This window comes from Curvibacter sp. Hmag1.1 (genome assembly GCF_059769165.1).
The window spans coordinates 793,923-812,991 of sequence record NZ_JBMBGX010000002.1; the positions used below are offsets into that span (position 1 = coordinate 793,923).

16 protein-coding genes are annotated in these 19,069 nt (G+C 58.9%); 10 read left to right on the plus strand and 6 right to left on the minus strand.

All coding sequences use genetic code 11. The features are described from left to right. Positions 1-92: 92 nt before the first annotated feature. The 3 genes from ACOAP0_RS04225 (at position 93) to ACOAP0_RS04235 (ending at position 2,638) form a co-directional block, all read left to right on the plus strand. Entirely contained in the window at positions 93-1,139 is a 1,047-nt protein-coding gene (locus ACOAP0_RS04225) for an NADP-dependent oxidoreductase (RefSeq protein ID WP_498375458.1), read from the plus strand. Positions 1,140-1,223: 84 nt separating this feature from the next. After that, a complete protein-coding gene (locus tag ACOAP0_RS04230) occupies positions 1,224-2,030 on the plus strand; it encodes a DUF6671 family protein (protein WP_498375457.1) in 807 nt (268 codons plus the stop codon). 77 nt (positions 2,031-2,107) lie between these two features. Continuing rightward, positions 2,108-2,638: a pilus assembly FimT family protein gene (locus tag ACOAP0_RS04235; RefSeq protein WP_498375456.1), complete on the plus strand. Its 531-nt coding sequence runs from the start codon at positions 2,108-2,110 to the stop codon at positions 2,636-2,638. 13 nt (positions 2,639-2,651) lie between these two features. Here the strand turns inward: ACOAP0_RS04235 and ACOAP0_RS04240 are convergent, their stop codons facing one another. Continuing rightward, positions 2,652-3,833 carry a serine hydrolase domain-containing protein gene (locus ACOAP0_RS04240; RefSeq protein ID WP_498375455.1) on the minus strand — a complete coding sequence of 394 codons (1,182 nt, stop codon included), beginning with the start codon at positions 3,831-3,833 and terminating at the stop codon, positions 2,652-2,654. Next, positions 3,830-4,858 carry a methionine synthase gene (locus ACOAP0_RS04245; RefSeq protein WP_498375454.1) on the minus strand — a complete coding sequence of 343 codons (1,029 nt, stop codon included), beginning with the start codon at positions 4,856-4,858 and terminating at the stop codon, positions 3,830-3,832. Before ACOAP0_RS04245 ends, ACOAP0_RS04240 begins: the two co-directional genes overlap by 4 nt. Positions 4,859-5,192: 334 nt before the next feature. Between ACOAP0_RS04245 and ACOAP0_RS04250 the strand changes: the two genes are divergently transcribed. From ACOAP0_RS04250 to ACOAP0_RS04270, 5 genes are all read left to right on the plus strand, one after another. Then, entirely contained in the window at positions 5,193-6,227 is a 1,035-nt protein-coding gene (locus ACOAP0_RS04250; RefSeq protein ID WP_498375453.1) for an amino acid ABC transporter substrate-binding protein, read from the plus strand. Between the two features lie 116 nt (positions 6,228-6,343). Continuing rightward, on the plus strand, positions 6,344-7,519 hold the full coding sequence (locus ACOAP0_RS04255; protein WP_498375452.1) for an amino acid ABC transporter permease: 1,176 nt from the start codon (positions 6,344-6,346) through the stop codon (positions 7,517-7,519). Between the two features lie 9 nt (positions 7,520-7,528). Next, positions 7,529-8,632 (plus strand): amino acid ABC transporter permease, encoded by a 1,104-nt coding sequence (locus ACOAP0_RS04260; protein ID WP_498375451.1) that lies wholly within the window; start codon positions 7,529-7,531, stop codon positions 8,630-8,632. A 9-nt stretch (positions 8,633-8,641) separates the two neighbouring features. Continuing rightward, a complete protein-coding gene (locus ACOAP0_RS04265; protein WP_087494649.1) occupies positions 8,642-9,385 on the plus strand; it encodes an amino acid ABC transporter ATP-binding protein in 744 nt (247 codons plus the stop codon). 5 nt (positions 9,386-9,390) lie between these two features. Beyond that, positions 9,391-9,693, plus strand: coding sequence for a hypothetical protein (locus tag ACOAP0_RS04270; RefSeq protein ID WP_498375450.1), 303 nt, complete (start codon positions 9,391-9,393; stop codon positions 9,691-9,693). 1 nt (position 9,694) lies between these two features. On the opposite strand, the gene ACOAP0_RS04275 is transcribed toward ACOAP0_RS04270, so the two are convergent. Next, positions 9,695-10,537: a M14 family murein peptide amidase A gene (locus tag ACOAP0_RS04275; protein ID WP_498375449.1), complete on the minus strand. Its 843-nt coding sequence runs from the start codon at positions 10,535-10,537 to the stop codon at positions 9,695-9,697. Between the two features lie 84 nt (positions 10,538-10,621). Between ACOAP0_RS04275 and ACOAP0_RS04280 the strand changes: the two genes are divergently transcribed. After that, on the plus strand, positions 10,622-11,140 hold the full coding sequence (locus tag ACOAP0_RS04280; RefSeq protein ID WP_498375448.1) for a flavin reductase family protein: 519 nt from the start codon (positions 10,622-10,624) through the stop codon (positions 11,138-11,140). 5 nt (positions 11,141-11,145) lie between these two features. Next, on the plus strand, positions 11,146-12,483 hold the full coding sequence (locus tag ACOAP0_RS04285) for a TAXI family TRAP transporter solute-binding subunit (protein WP_498375447.1): 1,338 nt from the start codon (positions 11,146-11,148) through the stop codon (positions 12,481-12,483). On the opposite strand, the gene ACOAP0_RS04290 is transcribed toward ACOAP0_RS04285, so the two are convergent. The 3 genes from ACOAP0_RS04290 to ACOAP0_RS04300 are packed head-to-tail and all read right to left on the minus strand — an operon-like array spanning position 12,473 to position 18,837. Continuing rightward, the gene (locus ACOAP0_RS04290; protein ID WP_498375446.1) at positions 12,473-14,866 is read right to left on the minus strand and encodes a DUF1631 family protein; all 2,394 of its coding nucleotides are present in this window, start codon (positions 14,864-14,866) and stop codon (positions 12,473-12,475) included. The genes ACOAP0_RS04285 and ACOAP0_RS04290 overlap by 11 nt on opposite strands. A 25-nt stretch (positions 14,867-14,891) precedes the next feature. Then, on the minus strand, positions 14,892-16,553 hold the full coding sequence (gene ettA / locus ACOAP0_RS04295; protein WP_315465802.1) for an energy-dependent translational throttle protein EttA: 1,662 nt from the start codon (positions 16,551-16,553) through the stop codon (positions 14,892-14,894). Positions 16,554-16,611: 58 nt separating this feature from the next. After that, positions 16,612-18,837: a DUF1631 family protein gene (locus ACOAP0_RS04300; protein WP_498375445.1), complete on the minus strand. Its 2,226-nt coding sequence runs from the start codon at positions 18,835-18,837 to the stop codon at positions 16,612-16,614. Positions 18,838-19,069: the final 232 nt, after the last annotated feature.

The window sequence follows — 19,069 nt, forward strand, 5'->3', positions numbered from 1 at the left end:
AAGCCCGGGCTTGTCACCTAGGCTACCAAGCTACGCACGGTACGGCGCTACCATCCGCGACCATTGTTGACCCCCTTCCCCCCGGAGCCCCTATGACCCAAGCCCTGTCTACCCTGACCAACCACCAGATCCGCCTGGCCGCGCGCCCTGTCGGGATGCCCAAAGCCAGCGACTGGAGCCACACCTCCGAGCCGGTGGCTGAGCCCGCTGAGGGCGGTGTGACCCTCAAAACCTTGGCGCTGAGCCTGGACCCCGCGATGCGCGGCTGGATGAACGAAGGCAAGAGCTATATCCCGCCGGTGGGCATTGGTGAAGTCATGCGCGCCGGTGGCGTGGGCGTGGTGGTGGCCAGCAAGAGCGACAAATACGCCGTGGGCGACTATGTGAGCGCCGGCTTCGGTGTGCAGGAATACATCACGATTGCCAAAGACGAGATGAAGCGCAACGGCCTGGTCAAAATCGACCTGCGTGCCGGTACCCTGACCCAGTGGCTCAATGTGCTGGGCATGCCTGGGATGACCGGCTATTTCGGCCTGATGGATGTGGGCCAGCCCAAAGCGGGCGAGACCATCGTGATCTCCGGTGCCGCCGGTGCCGTGGGGCAGACCGTAGGCCAGGTCGCCAAAATCTTGGGCCTGCGCGTGGTCGGCATTGCGGGCGGCCCCACCAAGTGCGAGTGGGTGGTCAAGGAACTGGGCTTTGATGCTTGCATCGACTACAAGGCCGGCCCCGGCGCCGTACGCGCAGGCCTGAAAGAGCATTGCACGTCCGGCGTCGACATTTACTTCGACAACGTGGGCGGCGAGATTCTGGACGACGTGCTGGCCCGCATCAACCGCAAGGCCCGCATCATCATCTGCGGCGCCATCAGCCAGTACAACAACACGACGGCCGTGCAAGGCCCCAAGAACTACCTGAGTCTGCTGGTGAACCGCGCGCGCATGGAAGGCATTGTGGTGTTCGACTACGCCGACCGCTACCACCTTGCCGTGGCCGAAATGGCCGGCTACCTGAAAGACGGTCGCATGAAGAGCAAGGAAGACGTAGTGGTGGGCCTGCAGACCTTCCCGGAGACGCTGCTCAAGCTCTTCAACGGAGAAAACTTCGGCAAGCTGGTGCTGGAAGTCGCCAGGGGCTGATCAGCAAACACAACGGCTGGCCCTGCAATACCCGCCCGGGCCAGCATGCTTCACAGTGATGGCTTGGCTGACAATAGGGCCTCCATGCAAGCCATCGCACTCCTGACGCAACATGGCAAACAAAGCGCCGTAGAAGGCCCGCTTCAAGAAGCGGGCTTTTCTGTGTCCACGATTTCCGGCTTTGATACCGACAAGCTGGGCACCTTCACCGGCACCGTGGCTCGCAAAGGCACCCAAGTGGATGCAGCGGCCAGCAAGGCCAAACTGGCCACTGAACTCAGTGGATGGCGATTCGGGCTGGGCAGTGAGGGCAGCTTTGGCCCGGACCCCTATACCGGGATGATCCCCTGGGGGCGTGAAGTGCTTGCTTTTTGGGATGACACCGACCAGCGCCTTATCTGTGCCGCGGTACAAGGCCCTGAAACCAATTACCGACAAACCACCGTGCATGACTGGAAGGACGCCGCCGATTTTGCGAGCGCTATCGGCTTTCCAGCCCATGGCCTGATCATCGGGAAGCCGGGGCAGACGGTTTTCGACAAGGACTGCAGGGACTTGGCCGCCTTGGAAGTTCAAGTGCAACTGGCTTTACACAGCGGGCCGGTTGAGTTGGAGACTGATATGCGGGCGCACCGGAACCCCACCCGGATGCGCATGATCAGACGGTGCGCAGAGCTGCTATCGCAACGCCTTTGCAGCAACTGCCCTGATTGTGCGAGCTACGGCTTTGGCGAAGAGTCGCCCATAGCTGGAGCGCCCTGTGAATCCTGTGGGTTGCCGACCCACGCGATCATGGCCAAAAACATTCGCTGCGATGCGTGCGGCCATTCACAGCGTGTGGAGCTGGTGCAAAGCGTGCCCGCCTCACGATGCAACTACTGCAACCCCTAGAAAATCATCAATGTCGCTATGGTTTTTATAGCTGCTTACGCAGACCCAACGGGCGCTCTATGCCTAAAATGCGCTGCATGACAAGCAACAAAGTGGCAAACCGGGGGTTCACGCTCATCGAATTGGTGATGGTCATTGCCATCCTCGGTGTGCTGGCGGCTGTAGCGGTGCCCAAGTTCATCAACCTCGGCACCGATGCGCGTGTGGCCACGCTCAATGGATTGTTGGGTGCTGTCAGGACCACCATGGAAACTGTGAAGGTTACCGCTGCCTTGCGCGGCACCACGGCGGTGGCAGACCCGGCACTGAAGTTTCTGGACATGCAAGGCAGCAGCATCCGCCTCTGGAATGGCTACCCCGACCGGTGGTGGGACGGCATCGGCATGACGCTGCAAGGCGCACCAGCCATAGCTGGTGGGGGCTACCTTTCCACCGCCCCGATCGTGTTCAACAAGTTCACGTTTTACGGTTACAGCAACAGCACCATCCCGAATGGCGATGCCGGTTGGGTACTGACCGATGCCCCTACCCCCGCCAACTGTTCCTTGGCCTACAACTACAACGGCAGCGGCGAGCCCCAGCTCATCCTGCGCACCACGGGCTGCTGAACGCCGACGCCACTCAATCGTTCAGCGCGGCGTACACCAGATTGCGGAACAAGGGGCGGTACCAGCTGCGTTGATTGGGAGCCTGGGTTAGCAAAATTGCAAACAAATCTTTCGCCGGGTCCACAAAAAACACGGTGCCGGAAATACCGCTCCAGTAGTACATGCCTTTGCTGCCCAGCTGGGTACCCAACCCCTCTTCGAGGCGCACCGCAAACCCCAAGCCGAAGCCATGTCCGGGGGGAAGCAGTTCTGCCGCGCGGCCACTGCGGTTGACCGGAATGTCGCCCAAATGGTCAGAGGTCATCAGCCGTACCGAGGCAGGGCTGAGAATGCGCGCACCATTCAGGGCGCCGCCATTCAACATGCACTGCAAAAAGCGTGCGTAATCGGCTGCCGTGGAGCCCAAACCTGCGCCGCCCGCTTGCATGGGGGTGGTCTTGCGCAAGTCCATCAGGGGCATGGGCACGCCACCGTCCGGGTCATGGGCAAAGGGCTCAGCAATGCGGTGATGTTTGTCGGGCGGGACCACAAATGCGGTGTCCACCATGCCCAAAGGTCCGAGGATGTGCGCTTGCAGATAGTCCCCCAAGGCCATCCCGGTCACGCGTTCCAACAGGGCACCTAGCAGGTCTGTCGCGCGGCTGTATTGCCAGATGCTGCCGGGCTCGTAGCGGTAAGGAATCGCGGACAGGGCTTGCGAGAAACCGGTGTTGCTCAGCATGCGGGTGCCCAAGCCGGCTTGGGCGTAGCGCTGCTGGATAGGGTCGTCGCCCAGAATCTCGTAGGTCAGGCCGGAGGTGTGGCGCAACAGGTCTTGCACCGTGGAGGGGCGGGCCGGGGGCCGGGTCTGCCGGCCCGTTTCATCCTCTGCCACCCGCACATCGGCAAACTCGCTCAAGTGCTGGCCTATCGGGTCACTCATCAACAGTTGGCCGCGCTCCAGCAATTGCATGATCGCCACCGACACCAGTGGCTTGGTCATGGAGTAGATGCGGAAGATGCTGTCCACGGCCATGGGCGTGCCGTCCGCCGGGTTCTGCTGTCCGATGGCTGAGTGCAACACGGTCTGGCCATGGCGTGCAACCAAGGCTACTGCCCCGGGTAAACGCCCTTTTTCCACATCCGCTTGCAGCACTTGCTCGAGGTTCCGCAGGGCAGGCGCATGGAAACCCGGAGAGAGAGTCAGGCCACTCATGCACCGGCCCCGTAGCGCTCGCGTGCGAGGGCCGCGCCTTTGGCCAAGGCTTCGAGCTTTCGGGTGGCAACCTCACGGCTCATGGGCGCCAAGCCACAGTTGGTACAAGGGAAGATGCGATTGCGTGGCACGTGTTGCAATGCGATGCCGATGGTGTCCGCCACCTGCTCAGGTGTTTCAATCACGTCACTGGCTACGTCGATCACACCGACCATGACGTCTTTGTCCTTGAGCAGTGCCATCAAGTCCGGCGGTACATGCGAGTGGTAGCACTCCAGGCTCACCTGCTGGATGCTGCTGGCCGCCAGTGCCGGAAACACCTGCGCGTATTGCCGCCATTCGCCACCCAGCGTCTCTTTCCAGTCTGTGTTGGCCTTGATGCCGTAGCCATAACAAATATGCACGGCAGTGGTGCAAGTGAGCCCTTTGGCGGCGACTTCCAGTGCTTGCACACCCCAGTCCGCGGCGTCCTGCATGTACACATTGAAAGCCGGCTCATCGAACTGGATGATGTCCACCCCATCAGCCTGCAAGGCCCGCGCTTCCTGATTCAGCAACTCCGCAAACGCAAACGCCATGGTCTTTCGATCGCCATAAAACCGGTCGGCCACGGTGTCCACAATCGTCAGAGGTCCGGGCAAGGTGAACTTGAGTTTCTTTTTGGTGTGGGTTCTTGCGAGTTGAGCTTCAAAGGCATGCACGCGACCTTTGAGCCTCAATGCAGCAACAACCTGAGGCACCATGGCGTCATACCGGTTGTTGCGGATGCCCATCTTGACTTTGTTTTCAAAGTCGATGCCGTCAACCTGCTCCAGAAAACCGTGCACAAAATGCTGCCGGCTTTGCTCACCATCGCCCACCACATCCAAGCCCGCATCTTCCTGGGCTTTGATCCACAACAGGGTGGCATCCGCCTTGGCTTGCTGCAGTTCAGGGCCGGCAAGCTTCCATTGCGGCCAGAGTTTTTCGGTCTCTGACAGCCATGAGGGCTTGGGCAAGCTGCCGGCGATTGCGGTTTCGAACATGGAAAGTCTCCTTGGTCTTGTGGGTCTGGGCCCACACCTTATCGCAAGGCCGGCGCCGGGCTGCCACTCAGGTGACAAAGCCCCCAATCCGATATCCCGCCGCCAAAACTGCGTAAGGGTGATCACACTTCTCTACCGGTGGCACGTTTTCTGCTTCATTCGCACGACTTGCAGAGAGGTAGGCGGCGAATTAGGTTATTACTTTTCCGCATACCTTTCGATGGTAAACCCCGATGAGAGCGAAGGCTCCTGAGGCTACAGTTCAGCCTCAGAATCGGGGAGCAGACACCAGTCTGGTGCATCCTGCTGATTCAATTCTTTGGAGTAATGATTTATGAGCATGAAGAAACTGAAAACACTGGCAGCCGTGGTTGCCGCATTGGGTGCTGTCGTTGCAGCGCCTGCCCACGCTGGCAAAACATTGGACGCCGTCAAGGCCCGTGGCCAAGTGGTTTGCGGTGTGAACACAGGTCTGGCAGGTTTCGGTGCTGCTGATTCCAACGGCAAGTGGACCGGTCTGGACGTGGACGTGTGCCGCGCTGTGGCTGCTGCAGTGCTGGGCGATGGCGAAAAGGTGAAGTACGTTCCCCTGAACGCACAAGCCCGTTTCACTGCTCTGCAATCCGGCGAAATCGACGTGCTGTCCCGCAACACCACTTTCACTTTGACCCGTGACGCTTCCTTGGGTCTGTCCCAAACCGCCGTGACTTACTACGACGGCCAAGGCTTTATGGTTCCCGTGAAGAGCAAGCTCAAGAGCGCCAAACAACTTAAGGGCCAGACCGTGTGCGTGCAATCCGGCACCACCACCGAAAAGAACCTGACCGACTACTCCAAGGCTAACGCCCTGAACATCAAACCTATCGTGTTTGAAAAGCTCGAAGCGGCTGAAGGTGCTTACTTCTCCGGCCGTTGCGTGGCTTACACAACAGACGCTTCCGGCTTGGCCTCAACCCGCAACAAGGTTGCCAAGAACCCCGCTGACCACGTCATTCTTCCTGAGCTGATTTCCAAAGAGCCTTTGGGCCCCATGGTTCGCCGCGGTGACGACGAGTGGACTGCCATCGTGAAGTGGACTGTTTACGGTCTGCTGGAAGCTGAAGAAAACGGCGTTACCCAAGCCAACGTGGATGACCTCAAGGCCAACACCAAAGACCCCGTTGTCGGCCGCTTGCTTGGTACCACTGAAGACACCGGCAAGTTGCTGGGTCTGGACAAAGAATGGCTGGCACGCGCGATCAAGACCACCGGCAACTACGGTGAAATCTTCGAACGCAATGTGGGCCCCAAGTCTCCCCTGCAATTGCCACGTGGCTTGAACAACCTGTGGAGCAAAGGCGGCGTGCAATACGCTCCCCCAGTCCGTTAATGGCGGTTAGCGCAGCGCTGTAATCCGGCGCTGCGCACCAGAAAAGGGCAGCCGCACACACCATGCGCTGCCCTTTTCAATTGATGAGCGTTCTTCAAGTGAAACCAAGGGCTGATATGTCCACACCCTCCTCCCCTCCTAAAAAGTCCTGGTCCTGGCGCAGCCAGGCATTCCGTGGACTCCTGTACCAGATCGTTGCCATCGTGGTGGTCTTGTTGGCAGTGCTCTATCTGGCACACAACACCACCACCAACATGAAGTTGCGTGGCATCCAAAGTGGTTTTGATTTCCTGACGGGTCCTGCAGGCTTCGACATCGGCGAAAGCTTCTTTGCTTTTGATTCCGGCGAGTCCTACTGGCGCGCCTACCTGGTGGGCTTTGTGAACACGCTACGGGTAGCAGTTGTCGGCATCGTGCTGACCACTTTGTTGGGCACCTTGATCGGCGTAGGCCGTTTTTCGCGCAATGCCCTGATCCGCGGTCTGTGTTCGGCGTATGTCGAGTTTTTCCGCAACATCCCCGTTCTGCTGCAATTGCTGATGTGGTACCTGATGTTCACGGAAGTGCTGCCTGCGTCCAATGAGCCACTGGTATTGGGTCCCTTCTTCCTGAGCAAGGGCGGTCTGAACTTCCCTATCCCAGAGTGGGCTACAGGCCATGTCTGGGGTGCTTGGGGACTGTTGGCGGGTGTGATTGGTGCCGTTTTGTACCGTTCGTACGCCAAGAAGTCGTTTGAGCAAACCGGTCGTGTAAAGAGCATGTTCTGGACGCCACTAGCCATTGTGCTGGGCGCGGGCATTCTGGGTTGGTTGCTGGGTGGTGCACCCACTGCACTGAACATGCCGGTGCAGGGCGAGTTCGCCATTGAAAATGGCGGAGCCTTGACGCCTGAGTACCTCTCCGTATTGCTGGGCTTGACCATTTACACCGCAGCCTTCGTGTCCGAAGTGGTTCGTGGCGGTATCCAATCCGTAGCACTGGGCCAATCCGAGGCAGCAGCAGCTCTCGGCCTGAGTCGTGGGCAAACCATGCGCCTGGTGATGTTGCCGCAAGCCCTGCGCGTGATCATTCCGCCCGTGACCAACCAGTACCTGAACCTGACCAAGAACTCTTCTTTGGCAGTGGCCATTGGTTACCCGGATGTGGTGTCGATTGCCAATACGGCTATCAACCAGACGGGCCGCGCCGTGGAGTGCATTGCCATCATCATGCTGGTGTACCTGAGCACGTCGCTGTTCACATCGATCACGATGAATTGGTACAACACCCGCTCTGCCATCAAAGAACGTTAAGAGACGCACATGAGCGCAACTACATTTAAACCTATCGAAGCACGCCCGGCGCCGGTCAAGACCGACGGCTTGGTAGCGTGGATTCGCTTCAATCTGTTCGGCGACTGGAAGACGACGCTAGGCACCCTGGTCATCGGAGCCTTCCTGCTGGCTATCGTCCCGCGCTTCCTGAACTGGGCACTGGTTCAAGCGGTGTGGGTACCCAACTTCGAGGCCTGCCACGTCGAAGGCGCTGGTGCCTGCTGGGGTGTGATCGTGGAGAAATTCCGCATCATCATCTTTGGCCGCTTCCCCTTTGAAGAGCAATGGCGCCCGCTGATCGCCACTTTGTTGCTGTGCAGCCTGCTGGTGGCAAGCTGCATGCGCATGTTCTGGAAAGCATGGCTGGGCCTGGCCTGGGTCGTGGTCCTGGGCAGCTTCTTCATGCTGATGTCCGGCGATGTGTTCGGCATGAGCAAGGTCGATACAGACCGCTGGGGTGGCCTGCCCTTGACGCTGTTGCTGTCTTCCTTGTCCATGGCCATGGCCTTCCCGCTGGCTTTGTTGATAGCCCTGGGGCGCCGCTCCAACCTGCCTGCCATCAAGAGCCTGTGCACTATCTACGTGGAGCTCATCCGCGGCGTGCCGCTGATCTCGGTGCTGTTCATGGCGTCCTTCATGTTCCCGCTGCTGATGCCCCAGGGCTTCAACATCGACGTGCTGGTTCGCGTACTGGCGGGTATCACCCTGTTTGCAGCGGCCTACATGGCCGAGGTGATTCGCGGCGGCTTGCAGGCGGTGCCCAAAGGGCAAATTGAAGCTGCCGCCACACTGGGCCTGTCGTACTGGCAGACACAACGCAAGATCGTGTTGCCGCAAGCCCTGTCCATGGTGGTGCCCGGCATCATGAACAACTTCATCTCGACCTTCAAGGACACTTCACTGGTGACCATTGTGAGTTTGTATGAGCTGACAGGCTCCATGAGCCTGGCCCTGAACTCGGATGCCGACTGGCGCCCCTACAAGATCGAAGGCTACCTCTTCATCGCCCTGATTTACTTCGGATTTTGCTTCTCCATGTCGCGCTACAGCCTCTGGATCGAAAAGCAAGTCAACAAGAGCAAACTCCGCTAAGGAACGAATATGTCTGAACCCATCATCACCTTCAACAAAGTCAACAAGTGGTACGGCAACAATTTCCACGTACTGCGCGATATTGACCTGACCGTCACCAAAGGCGAACGCATCGTAGTTTGCGGCCCCTCCGGCTCCGGCAAGTCCACCATGATCCGCTGCATCAACCGCCTCGAAGAACACCAGCAAGGCAACTTGATCGTGGACGGCGTGGAACTCACCGACGACGTGAAAGCCATCGACGACGTGCGCAAGAAAGTCGGCATGGTGTTCCAGCAGTTCAACCTTTTCCCGCACCTCACCGTGCTGGAAAACCTGACGCTGTCCCCCATGTGGGTCGGCAAAATGCCGAAGAAAGAAGCCGAAGAAAAGGCCATGATCCAGTTGGAGCGCGTGCGCATCGCCAACCAGGCCAACAAGTACCCGCTGCAACTCTCCGGTGGTCAGCAGCAGCGTGTGGCTATCGCCCGTGCGCTATGCCTGAAGCCGAAGATCATGCTGTTCGATGAGCCGACTTCGGCCCTGGACCCGGAGATGATCAAGGAAGTGCTGGACGTGATGATTGAGATGGCCAGCCAGGGCATCACCATGATCTGTGTGACCCACGAAATGGGCTTTGCGAAAGCCGTGGCCGACCGTGTGATCTTTATGGACCAGGGCCAGATCGTGGAGCAGAACACGCCTCACGAGTTCTTCAACAACCCGCAAAACGAGCGCAGCCGCGACTTCTTGTCCAAGATTCTGGGGCACTAAGCCGCATGAAGTTAGCCGCCAGCCCTGCACAAGACCAGCTCCAGGCGTTTCAGGACGCCTTGGAGAGCTTCCGGGCGGGCGGGCTCACTGCCCATGCCTTGTCTGATTTGGCACGCGGCCAGAGCGCATTGCTCGCCGCGCTGCCTGAGAAGTTCTCTGAAGTGCTGCACCAGCTGATGGACAGGTTGGAATCCAGCGCCCTCTTCAGTGAAGAAAGTTGCTCTTTCAGTCAGCGTGACCTGGTAGACAGCCTCCAAATGTGGGCGGACAAAGCCTCACTTCGTATTTCCGGCAGCGCAAGCGTATGAATCAGGGTACGGTGGCAGAAGCTGACGGACCCAGGCGGTCGTTGGTCCAGCGCAGCAAATCCATCCACATCTGACGGACTTCTGCATCCTGCGGCAAGCGACCCGCACTGGGCAGCTCAATGGTGACCACCGGAATACGCCGGTGTACCCCCGCATAGTTACCCAGCGAGCCTGGAAAAATACCTACCTGATCCAGGTACAAGCGACCCAACTTGCTGGGCGGCACCGAAGGACCATCAAAGTCCAGCACGCCATAGGGCGCATGTACGCTGACGATCAAGTTCGGTTTGAAGTTATCCATCTGCTCCAGCAAGAAACGGGACTCAGGTTCGGACACCGGTTTGTTGCCCGGCCACCGACGCGGATCGCGCTTGGTACGTTGCTCCCAATAGACCTTGGCATCACGCGCCCAGTTCGGCGTCGGGAAATTGCGGTTCAAGTCCACACCATTTCCGTTGGTACGACGCGCCGGCTTCGCAAACAATCCATCCGGATTCAGACTGGGAATGAAACGCCAGTGAATGTTGAGCGGCGAGTCTGAGGGCGGTGTCATCGCCAACCCCAGCCAGTGGTAGACCAAAGAGGTCGACGACATTTCGTCGCCGTGGATGCCCCCAATCACCAACACCTTGAAATTCGCATCCGTGGGGCCGACATCACGCCCCCAAATGACCCGTCCCTGCCCCGATCGGGCCTTGAGGTCCTGCAATGCAGCAGATTCACACATTGCCGGCGTCACACTTGGTATCTTCGAAGCGTAATCCGCACAAGCCCTCGCAGAATCAGCGCGAGCAGCTACTGAAACGATAGCAATGGCCAGACAGGCAAAAAGGCTTTTGAACATGCGGCTCATTGTAAAGGTCGCATGTGGCGAAGGTTTTGCTGCCCGCGCAGAGGGCTAGGGCGGAAAGCGCGGTAAATTCCACGAATGAACCCACCCTCCCGTGCTCGCAGCGCGCTGCCCCCCGATTTCTCCAGCCAGCAGTTCCGCCAAGCGCTGGGCATGTTTGCCACCGGGGTCACCATCGTCACCGCGCAGGCGGCCGATGGCACCTTGGTCGGTTTAACTGCCAATTCGTTCAACTCCGTCTCTCTCACTCCGCCCTTGGTGCTCTGGAGCTTGTCGCAAAAGGCGGGCTCCATGGAAGCATTCAGCCGCGGCGCCCACTACGCCATCAATATTCTGGCTGCAGACCAGCAAGCGTTGGCGACCCAGTTCGCCACCAAAGACATTGACCGCTACGCTGGTGTCGGCTTTACACGTGGCACTCATGGCGCGCCTTTGCTGGATGGAGCGGTGGCGCATTTTGAGTGTTTCAATCGCAGCCAATACGAAGAGGGTGACCATGTGATCTTTGTCGGCGAGGTTGAGCGCTGCAGCCATCGGAGCGGCGCATCGCCCTTGCTCTACCATGGTGGCAAGTTCTACGCTGAGCACCCGCTATAGCCACCATGTCACTGCACCTGCCCCGCCCCGTCAAAGCTGCCCTTCTCGCATTCTGGGATCTCTTTACCTCTGCGAGCCCCTTGCTGTTTGCGGGTGCCGGGCTGATTTGGCTGGCCTATTGGTGGTTGGACCCCATGCCTCCCAAGCACCTGACGCTGGTGACCGGTCCGGAGCAAAGCGCATATGCGGAGATGGGCGAGCAATATGCCAAGTTGCTTCGCCAACAAGGCATCACGGTGGACCTGGTGAAAACAGAAGGGTCTGCGGACAACCTACGCAAACTTCAAGCAGGAGAAGCTGATGCCGGTTTCGTGCAAGGCGGCAGCGCCAGCGTGCCTCAGGATGAAGATGCGGAAGAGTTGCTCACCTTGGGTAACCTGTTTGTCGAGCCGATCTGGCTCTTCTACCGCAGCAGTGCAGCGACAGCCATCAGCGAAACCGGGCATCTGAACTCCTTGAATCAGTTGGCAACGTTGCGCCTTAATGCCGGTACCGCTGGCAGCGGCGTACCGCCCCTGATGGATGCCTTGATGGACATGCACCGCATGGACCCCAAGAAAGCCCGTTTGAGCCATTTGGAGCAAACACCCGCCACCATCCAATTGTTGCAAGGCAAGCTGGACGCAGTGGTTTTCGCCTCGGCGCCCCAAGCCCCCATGGTGCAAATGTTGCTGCAAACCCCGGGTATCCGGTTGATGGATTTTCCGCAGAACGAGGCCTATGCACGGCGACTACCTTTCATCACACCTGTGACCCTGCCCCGTGGCGTGGTGGATTTGGCACGCAATGTCCCATCCCAGGACGTACACCTGATTGCCACCACCACCAGCATGTTGGTGCGGGATGGACTACATCCCGGCCTGCGCCAGCTGTTGGCCCAAGCTGCGGTGCAGACGCACGGCCAATCGGGATGGTTCAATCGGGCCCGGGAGTTCCCCAACGCATCACACAGTGAGTTTGCGCTGGCGCCTGAAGCCGAGCGCACCCTGAAGAACGGCATACCGACCCTGCAACGCTACATACCATTCACCCTTGCAAATCTGGTGGAGCGCATGTGGCTGGCCCTGGGCATCATCATTGCCGTTTTGCTGCCTTTGGGAAAGATCGCACCACCTTTGTATGCCTACAGGGTACGCTCCCGTGTCTTCCGCTGGTATGGCCAACTACGCGACATCGAGAGCCGCTACGAGGCATCGCCCGGCTCCGCAGCTGACTTGCTTGCTGAACTGGCTGAGATCGAATCCAAGGTCGAAAAAGTAATTCTCCCGCTGTCTTACGCAGACGAGCTGTACGCGCTGCGCAACCACATCGGTTTGGTGCGCCAACGATTGGCTACAGCGTAGAGTCCACGCTGTTTTTCATGGCCTGCTGGGCTACGGCATCCAACGCGCCGTCGACCACGGGCTGTGCCGAAATCACACGCAGCTGACCCGCCGCCACCAGTTTGTCGTGGGTTCGGCGTGTCATGGACTGGGTCGAACCAGCTGCACTCGTAAACAGGAACAAGGTACCGTGCGGGCTCGCCCAGGTGAGCTGGGTGCGCACCCATTCGCCATTCGTGTGCAATTCGACCCACGAGCCCAGCGGCAATCCCCCGGCGCCCGAGCCGGATGACACCGGTGGCACCACGGGCGAAAAAATGGTGGTAGCTGCCGTTGTTGTGGGAGGTGCCTCGTCCGGAATATCCAGAAAATTGGAGTCTTGTGCTTCCGATGGCGCCACCCAAGGGTTTCCGTCCTCCACAGGGCGGTTGCGCGCGGGCGTCGCTGCAGCGGCCTTGGGAGCTGCCGTTTCCACCTTGACTGCAGCGGCAGTGGCCTCTTTGTGCACAGCCCTGAATGCAGATTGGTGCAAGCCCATGAGTGCTTCCAGGAAAGCACTGGTTTTGGTGGCCGGGTACTGAATAGTCTCCAGGCCGTCGCGCAAAGTGCTGAGTAGCAAAGGTACCAGCTTGGTGAGCTTGGCAATATTCTTGTGGGCCAGATCCGGGTGGGTGCTCCACAACAGGGCAGAAATCAGCGCTTGGTACTTATCAGCCGCCGCAGAACCGGCGCCTCCAGAGAGGCGCGCTTGCGCCACAACCTGTGCCCATGGACCGCACAAAAATGCCAGCACTACATCAGGCACCTTGGCCGCGTCAGGATGGGAGTCGATTTCGCGGGCAATTTTCTCGGCCAGCAAGTTGCGTTGCTCAGCTTTCTCCAGGGCCTTAACCGCTTGTGTACGGGCTTGGGCCTGCTTGGCTGCTTCTTCATTCCACATTGCCTGCAGTTCATGCAAGGCATCTGCAAACATTTCCGGGCCTTCCGGATGTGCATTGGCCAAAGGGGCGATGGCCTCACGCACCTCATCGAGGAAAGCCAGAAAACCCGGGCTCTGCACATTGGCGTAGGCCAAGCTGCGGTGGGTCACCTCTTGAACCAGCATGCGCGCTGCGTGGTGCTTGTCGGTAAACAAGCGGGCATCCACCAACGCCAAGCGCATCAGCGCCGGCTCCAGCTCACGAATCAATGCCTGAACCGGTTCCAGAAGACGGGGATCCCTGGCGATGTTGTCTACCATCAGGTTCACCACCTCCAGGCTCAACGCCTGTGCGACACCGCTGGCACTGCGCCTGATGTCTTCGCGAACGGCTTGCAGCCCTTGCAAGCCCGCTGCAGGAGCAACGCCGCCACGTCGCTGCTCCAGTCGTTGCACGACACGGTCTACTTGCTTCATCTCGGTCAGCGCTTCGAAGGCCGCCGGCACCGTGGATGCGAAATCTGAGTGACTCTCTGCAACCGGTCCGCCATAGCCGCCGGGAGACTCGAACTGACGTGCAAACTGTTGCGCGAAAGCGGCCACACGATGCGGCGTCCCCAGCTGATCGAGCTCGCCAGCCAGCAATTTACGCAAGCGATCCAAGGTCAAAAGTGCCGGGTCCGTCACCGGCTTAGGCGCCCGCAACTCTCGGGCAATCAGGGCCTCACGCTCCGCACTGCCTGGAGCGCCATATCGCGATGTTTCTGAAAACGGAGCCGGTGCTGCAGCTTCACGCCCCTTACCCCCGCTAGGCGTACCAGAGGCAGAGGGCGCAGGCGTGACGGCATATCCTGCAGCGACTACGCCTTGTGTCTTCAATTGGGAAGCAAGGCTGGAATACAGCTCTTTGAGCTCAGCACCCAAGGCAATACCCATCACGGTCAGCCAATCCAACCGCATGGCAGCGGGTGCAGGCGTGCGCTCTACCGTATTGCGCAGCGCAGTGATGTAAGCCTCAGGGCGCAATGGGTTGCGCTCCGGGCGTACGGTTTGCAGACCCAAGGTAGCGCAAATCAGGGTGTTGAGCTCCGCCAGACTGGCCTCTGCTGCCAACATGGCCATTTGTTGGGCCCGCGCCATGTTGACGCTCTCTTGCACTTGCACCTCATCCATCAACTCGAGTTGATCGAACTGGACTTCAGCAATCGATGGCATCGCCGCCTTGATAGCCTCGGACGGGCGTGTGAACTGCTCCAAAAGCGCAGGGCCATAGCCCTCGCGCAAGGTTTGTTCGTGTTGGTAAAGCTGCTTGAGAGACTCCGCATGCACATCGCGCTCACGAAAATCCCGAGAAGCACTCTCGCGAGCTTGCAAGTCACGACGCAAAGAGGCAATCAGCTTGCCCATGATGGCGGTACCACCCGCCGCGGCGTCTTTGACAGTCGCCTGGTAAAGAGACGCGTAACGCGGGTTGATATCTTGCATGGGGCTTTCTTGCCTCGCTGGCGGTTTACTTCAAGGCTTTGTAACGCACGCGCTTGGGTTTCGCGCCCTCTTCGCCCAGACGCTTCTTCTTGTCGGCTTCGTACTCTTGGTAGTTGCCATCAAAGAAGGTCCACTGGCTGTCACCTTCGGCAGCGAGGATGTGGGTCGCAATACGATCCAGGAACCAGCGATCGTGAGAAATCACCAGCATGGTGCCGGCAAATTCGAGCAGCGCATCTTCCAGGGCACGCAGGGTTTCCACGTCCAGATCGTTGGACGGTTCATCCAGCATCAACACGTTGCCGCCTGCGATCAATGTCTTAGCCAAGTGCAACCGACCTCGCTCACCACCTGACAACATGCCCACTTTCTTCTGCTGGTCGCCGCCGTTGAAGTTGAATCGACCGCAATAGGCGCGGCTGGCCATCTGGAACTTGCCCACGTTGAGGATGTCGAGGCCACCGGAAACGTCTTCCCAGACTGTCTTGTCGTCCGACAATGCGTCTCGGTGCTGGTCCACAAATGCCATCTTGACCGTAGAGCCGATGACGACTTCACCCGAGTCCGGCTTTTCACGGCCTGCGATCAGCTTGAACAATGTCGATTTACCGGCGCCGTTGGGGCCGATGATGCCGACAATCGCGCCGGCAGGGATGTTGAAGCTCAGGTTGTCGATCAGCACGCGGTCGCCAAAAGACTTGCTCACGCCCTTGAACTCAATCACTTGGCTACCCAAGCGGTCCGCCACGGGAATAAAGATCTCGTTGGTCTCGTTGCGCTTCTGGTATTCGTAGTCGCTCAATTCTTCAAAGCGGGCCAGACGGGCCTTGCTTTTCGCTTGGCGGGCCTTGGGGTTCTGACGGGACCACTCCAATTCCTTCTTCAAGGCTTTGGCACGGGCTTCTTCGCCTTTTTGTTCGGCTTCCAGGCGGGCGCCCTTTTGGGTCAGCCAATCGGAATAGTTGCCCTTGTATGGAATGCCGGAGCCACGGTCCAATTCCAAAATCCACTCCGCTGCGTTGTCCAGGAAGTAGCGATCGTGGGTAATAGCGACCACTGTGCCGGAATAGCGTTGCAGAAACTGCTCCAACCAGTCCACCGATTCGGCGTCCAAGTGGTTGGTGGGTTCGTCGAGCAGCAACATGTCAGGCTTGGAGAGCAACAGCCGGCACAGAGCCACGCGGCGCTTTTCACCGCCGGACAGGACGCCGATGTTGGCATCCCATGGGGGCAGACGCAGGGCGTCAGCAGCAATTTCCAATTGATGCTCAGAGTCCGTGCCAGCGGTTGCGATGATGGCTTCGAGCTCGGCCTGTTCAGCGGCCAATGCGTCAAAGTCGGCGTCCTCCGCACCGTAAGCCGCATACACCTCTTCAAGGCGTGCTTTAGCAGAAAACACCTTGCCCATGCCGCTTTCGACGGCTTCACGCACAGTGTGGTTCGGATCGAGTTGGGGTTCCTGGGGCAGATAACCGATATTCAAGCCGGCCATGGGAATGGCTTCGCCCTCAATTTCCTTGTCCACACCCGCCATGATCTTGAGCAGGGTGGATTTGCCGGAACCGTTGGTACCCAAGACACCGATCTTGGCACCGGGGAAGAAGGAAAGGGAGATGTCTTTAAGAATGTGCCGCTTGGGGGGCACGATCTTGCCGACGCGGTTCATGGAGAAAACGTATTGGGCCATTGCGATTCTGGTTATTCAGCGGTAAAACCATATTATCGACTGCTCGGCCGTCTTCCCCTTATTTGTTGGCCACTGGAGGGCCATCGAACGCGTTTTTCACGTCATTCAACAAGGCTTCACGGGCAACCGCATCCAATGCGTTATCCATCACATGACCGTCAGAGACCAAGCGGATCAATCCCAAGCCGCGAAGTCTGTCCATAGTCCGGCGGGACATGGAATGCGCCATACCCCCGCTTGACATGAACATGAACAAGGTCCGGTGAGGACTGGCCCAGGACAACTGTGCCCGCACCCACTCGCCTCCCAGCGCTAGGTCTACCCAAGAACCTGTACGTAAGTTTTCTGCACTCCAGGCATTCTGGAGCTCCGGGTCCGACACCTCAAGAACGTCTGCTGTCGCAGGCTTGGGCATCTGCATGTGCGTGAGAAATCCCGAATCCTGGGCCTCCATTTCGGCTATCCAGAGCTCGTCGTCCGTCATTTCGGCTGCAGCTTCCACCGCCTCTGGTGCGGTGGTCGGCGCATCTCGTTGAGCTACGTATTTGGCGTTGTCAAAGGCTTGTTCGTGGATGTCAATCAAAGCATCGAAAAACGGGGGAATCCGTTCTTCGGGGTAGTCCACCAGCAACAAGCCCTGACGAATTTTGAGCAGCATCTGGGGGACCAACCCGACCAAACGTGGCCGGTTTTTTCGCACCAGTCGCGGTTGCACGCTCCAGATGAGGTCGTCCACCAACGCCAGGTACCCTTCAGAATCGTCGGTGCCGTCAGCAAACTTAAGTTGATATTCGGCCACCACCTGCGCCCACGGCCCACGCAAAAATGCCAGCACGATCTCCGGCGCATTCTTGAAGGTCATGCGTTGCGCGAACTCCTGAGCCAAGCGCTGGGCCAACATATTTCGCTGCTCGGCGTGCATAAGTCCCCGAGCAGCCTCTGCAGCCAATTGCTTCTGCTGCTGGTCCTCCTGGGCCCAGCCCTCTTCCAGCTTGCGGACCATACGTTCGAAGGCCTTGGCGTCGCCTTCGCCGCAGGCGAGCACGCTGATGGCATTGTCCAGAGTCTTCTGAAAGTGAAAATAGCCCGCATCGTCCTCTGACTGAAACGCCAAACTGCGGTGGGTCATGCGGTCCAAGAAAACACGCGCAGGGTGCTTTCGATCGGCAAAGAACCGCGGGTCATGGGCGGAGAGGCGCTGCAATACCGGCTCCATGTTCATGACCGATTGCCGTACGCCTTCGAGCAAACGTCGGTCCTGCATCAGGTTTTCCAACATGAGTCGCACCACTTCCTCGCCCAGCTCTTTGCCCAGTGCCTTGCCTTGAAGTGCTTCGACTTTGGCTCGGGAGGTGGTAGCCAACGTCTTTCCGCTGTCTGAATCCACATGACTTGCGCGTTGCGACAAACGCTTGAGCATGGGCTCCACCAGCTTCATATCTTCCAGCGCCACAAATGAGGCAGGCACGGTATGGGTGAAGTCGGCATTTGCTGCCACCATGGGGCGCGGGTCCAACTCTCCAGACAGCAAGCGACGGAGCTTATCCAGGGTCAACAGACTGCGGGTGACCGCTGTTTCGACCGGCTTCGCCGGAGCACCAAAAGGATTGGACGACGGCGCATAGGCAGCTACGGGCTCCACACCGAGGGACTTGAGCCACTCAACCAGCTCCTTGTACATGTTATTCAGCGCCGCGCCCAGGATGCCGGCAGCAGGGGCCATAACAGCCGATCGGGTTTCGTCATCCGGCAAGACCTGTCCGAATGCCTCTCTCAGGGCATGCACAAAAGCCTCCGGCTTCAGCGGATTCAGATGCGCCTGCACGCTGGCCCAGCCCATCAGGCTGCTCACCAATGCATTGAGCGCCGGCAGTACGGCCTCCACCGAGCGATTTACCTCTTGCTCCGTGACCGCCAGTTCGATGTTGGCGTCAATTTGTTCTTCTTCCAAAAACTGGAAGTCATCAAAACGAACTTGGCTGATCTGGGGCTTGCGGAAGGAGCCCCCTCCGTACACCGCGCTACGCAGCTCCACACGGAACACCGCCTTGGCTTCGGCGGACTGGGCGTTCAGCCGGTCTACCGCAGCTTGGCGAACCGGGTGCAAACGGGCGTGCAAGGTGTTGCCACCGGCCACCGCCAACATAAGTTGCAAACCTTCCAGCACGTCCTCCAGCAAAGCATCGCTTTGCTCAAGCACCGCCTCAATACACGTGGATAGAGACGGCTTGTCATCGCCGGGCTCGTGGGCCACGCCCAAGCGTCGCAACAGGTATTTCTTCATCGTGGGCTTATTTTCATCGCCTCGAACGGGCAGCACCAGTGTATTGACAGTTTGTTACCCGTCAGTAAACGCGGCGGGCACTTTGTGTCGTTTTCCGGACATTCGGCCAAGCGTGCGACAATACGATCCATTGCAGCTTTTCAGTTGCCTGCAATACCAGCACCTTGCTGGGGACCCCACGTGACAAGGGCGTCCCACTTTTGAATCCATCTGCCTTTGACTGACTGCTGTG

Excerpts from the sequence above, each read along its gene's own strand:
- ACOAP0_RS04225 (WP_498375458.1), top strand. The coding sequence starts at position 93 with ATGACCCAAGCCCTGTCTACCCTGACCAACCACCAGATCCGCCTGGCC.
- ACOAP0_RS04230 (WP_498375457.1), top strand. The coding sequence starts at position 1,224 with ATGCAAGCCATCGCACTCCTGACGCAACATGGCAAACAAAGCGCCGTA.
- ACOAP0_RS04235 (WP_498375456.1), top strand. The coding sequence starts at position 2,108 with ATGACAAGCAACAAAGTGGCAAACCGGGGGTTCACGCTCATCGAATTG.
- ACOAP0_RS04240 (WP_498375455.1), bottom strand. The coding sequence starts at position 3,833 with ATGAGTGGCCTGACTCTCTCTCCGGGTTTCCATGCGCCTGCCCTGCGG.
- ACOAP0_RS04245 (WP_498375454.1), bottom strand. The coding sequence starts at position 4,858 with ATGTTCGAAACCGCAATCGCCGGCAGCTTGCCCAAGCCCTCATGGCTG.
- ACOAP0_RS04250 (WP_498375453.1), top strand. The coding sequence starts at position 5,193 with ATGAGCATGAAGAAACTGAAAACACTGGCAGCCGTGGTTGCCGCATTG.
- ACOAP0_RS04255 (WP_498375452.1), top strand. The coding sequence starts at position 6,344 with ATGTCCACACCCTCCTCCCCTCCTAAAAAGTCCTGGTCCTGGCGCAGC.
- ACOAP0_RS04260 (WP_498375451.1), top strand. The coding sequence starts at position 7,529 with ATGAGCGCAACTACATTTAAACCTATCGAAGCACGCCCGGCGCCGGTC.
- ACOAP0_RS04265 (WP_087494649.1), top strand. The coding sequence starts at position 8,642 with ATGTCTGAACCCATCATCACCTTCAACAAAGTCAACAAGTGGTACGGC.
- ACOAP0_RS04270 (WP_498375450.1), top strand. The coding sequence starts at position 9,391 with ATGAAGTTAGCCGCCAGCCCTGCACAAGACCAGCTCCAGGCGTTTCAG.
- ACOAP0_RS04275 (WP_498375449.1), bottom strand. The coding sequence starts at position 10,537 with ATGTTCAAAAGCCTTTTTGCCTGTCTGGCCATTGCTATCGTTTCAGTA.
- ACOAP0_RS04280 (WP_498375448.1), top strand. The coding sequence starts at position 10,622 with ATGAACCCACCCTCCCGTGCTCGCAGCGCGCTGCCCCCCGATTTCTCC.
- ACOAP0_RS04285 (WP_498375447.1), top strand. The coding sequence starts at position 11,146 with ATGTCACTGCACCTGCCCCGCCCCGTCAAAGCTGCCCTTCTCGCATTC.
- ACOAP0_RS04290 (WP_498375446.1), bottom strand. The coding sequence starts at position 14,866 with ATGCAAGATATCAACCCGCGTTACGCGTCTCTTTACCAGGCGACTGTC.
- ettA (WP_315465802.1), bottom strand. The coding sequence starts at position 16,553 with ATGGCCCAATACGTTTTCTCCATGAACCGCGTCGGCAAGATCGTGCCC.
- ACOAP0_RS04300 (WP_498375445.1), bottom strand. The coding sequence starts at position 18,837 with ATGAAGAAATACCTGTTGCGACGCTTGGGCGTGGCCCACGAGCCCGGC.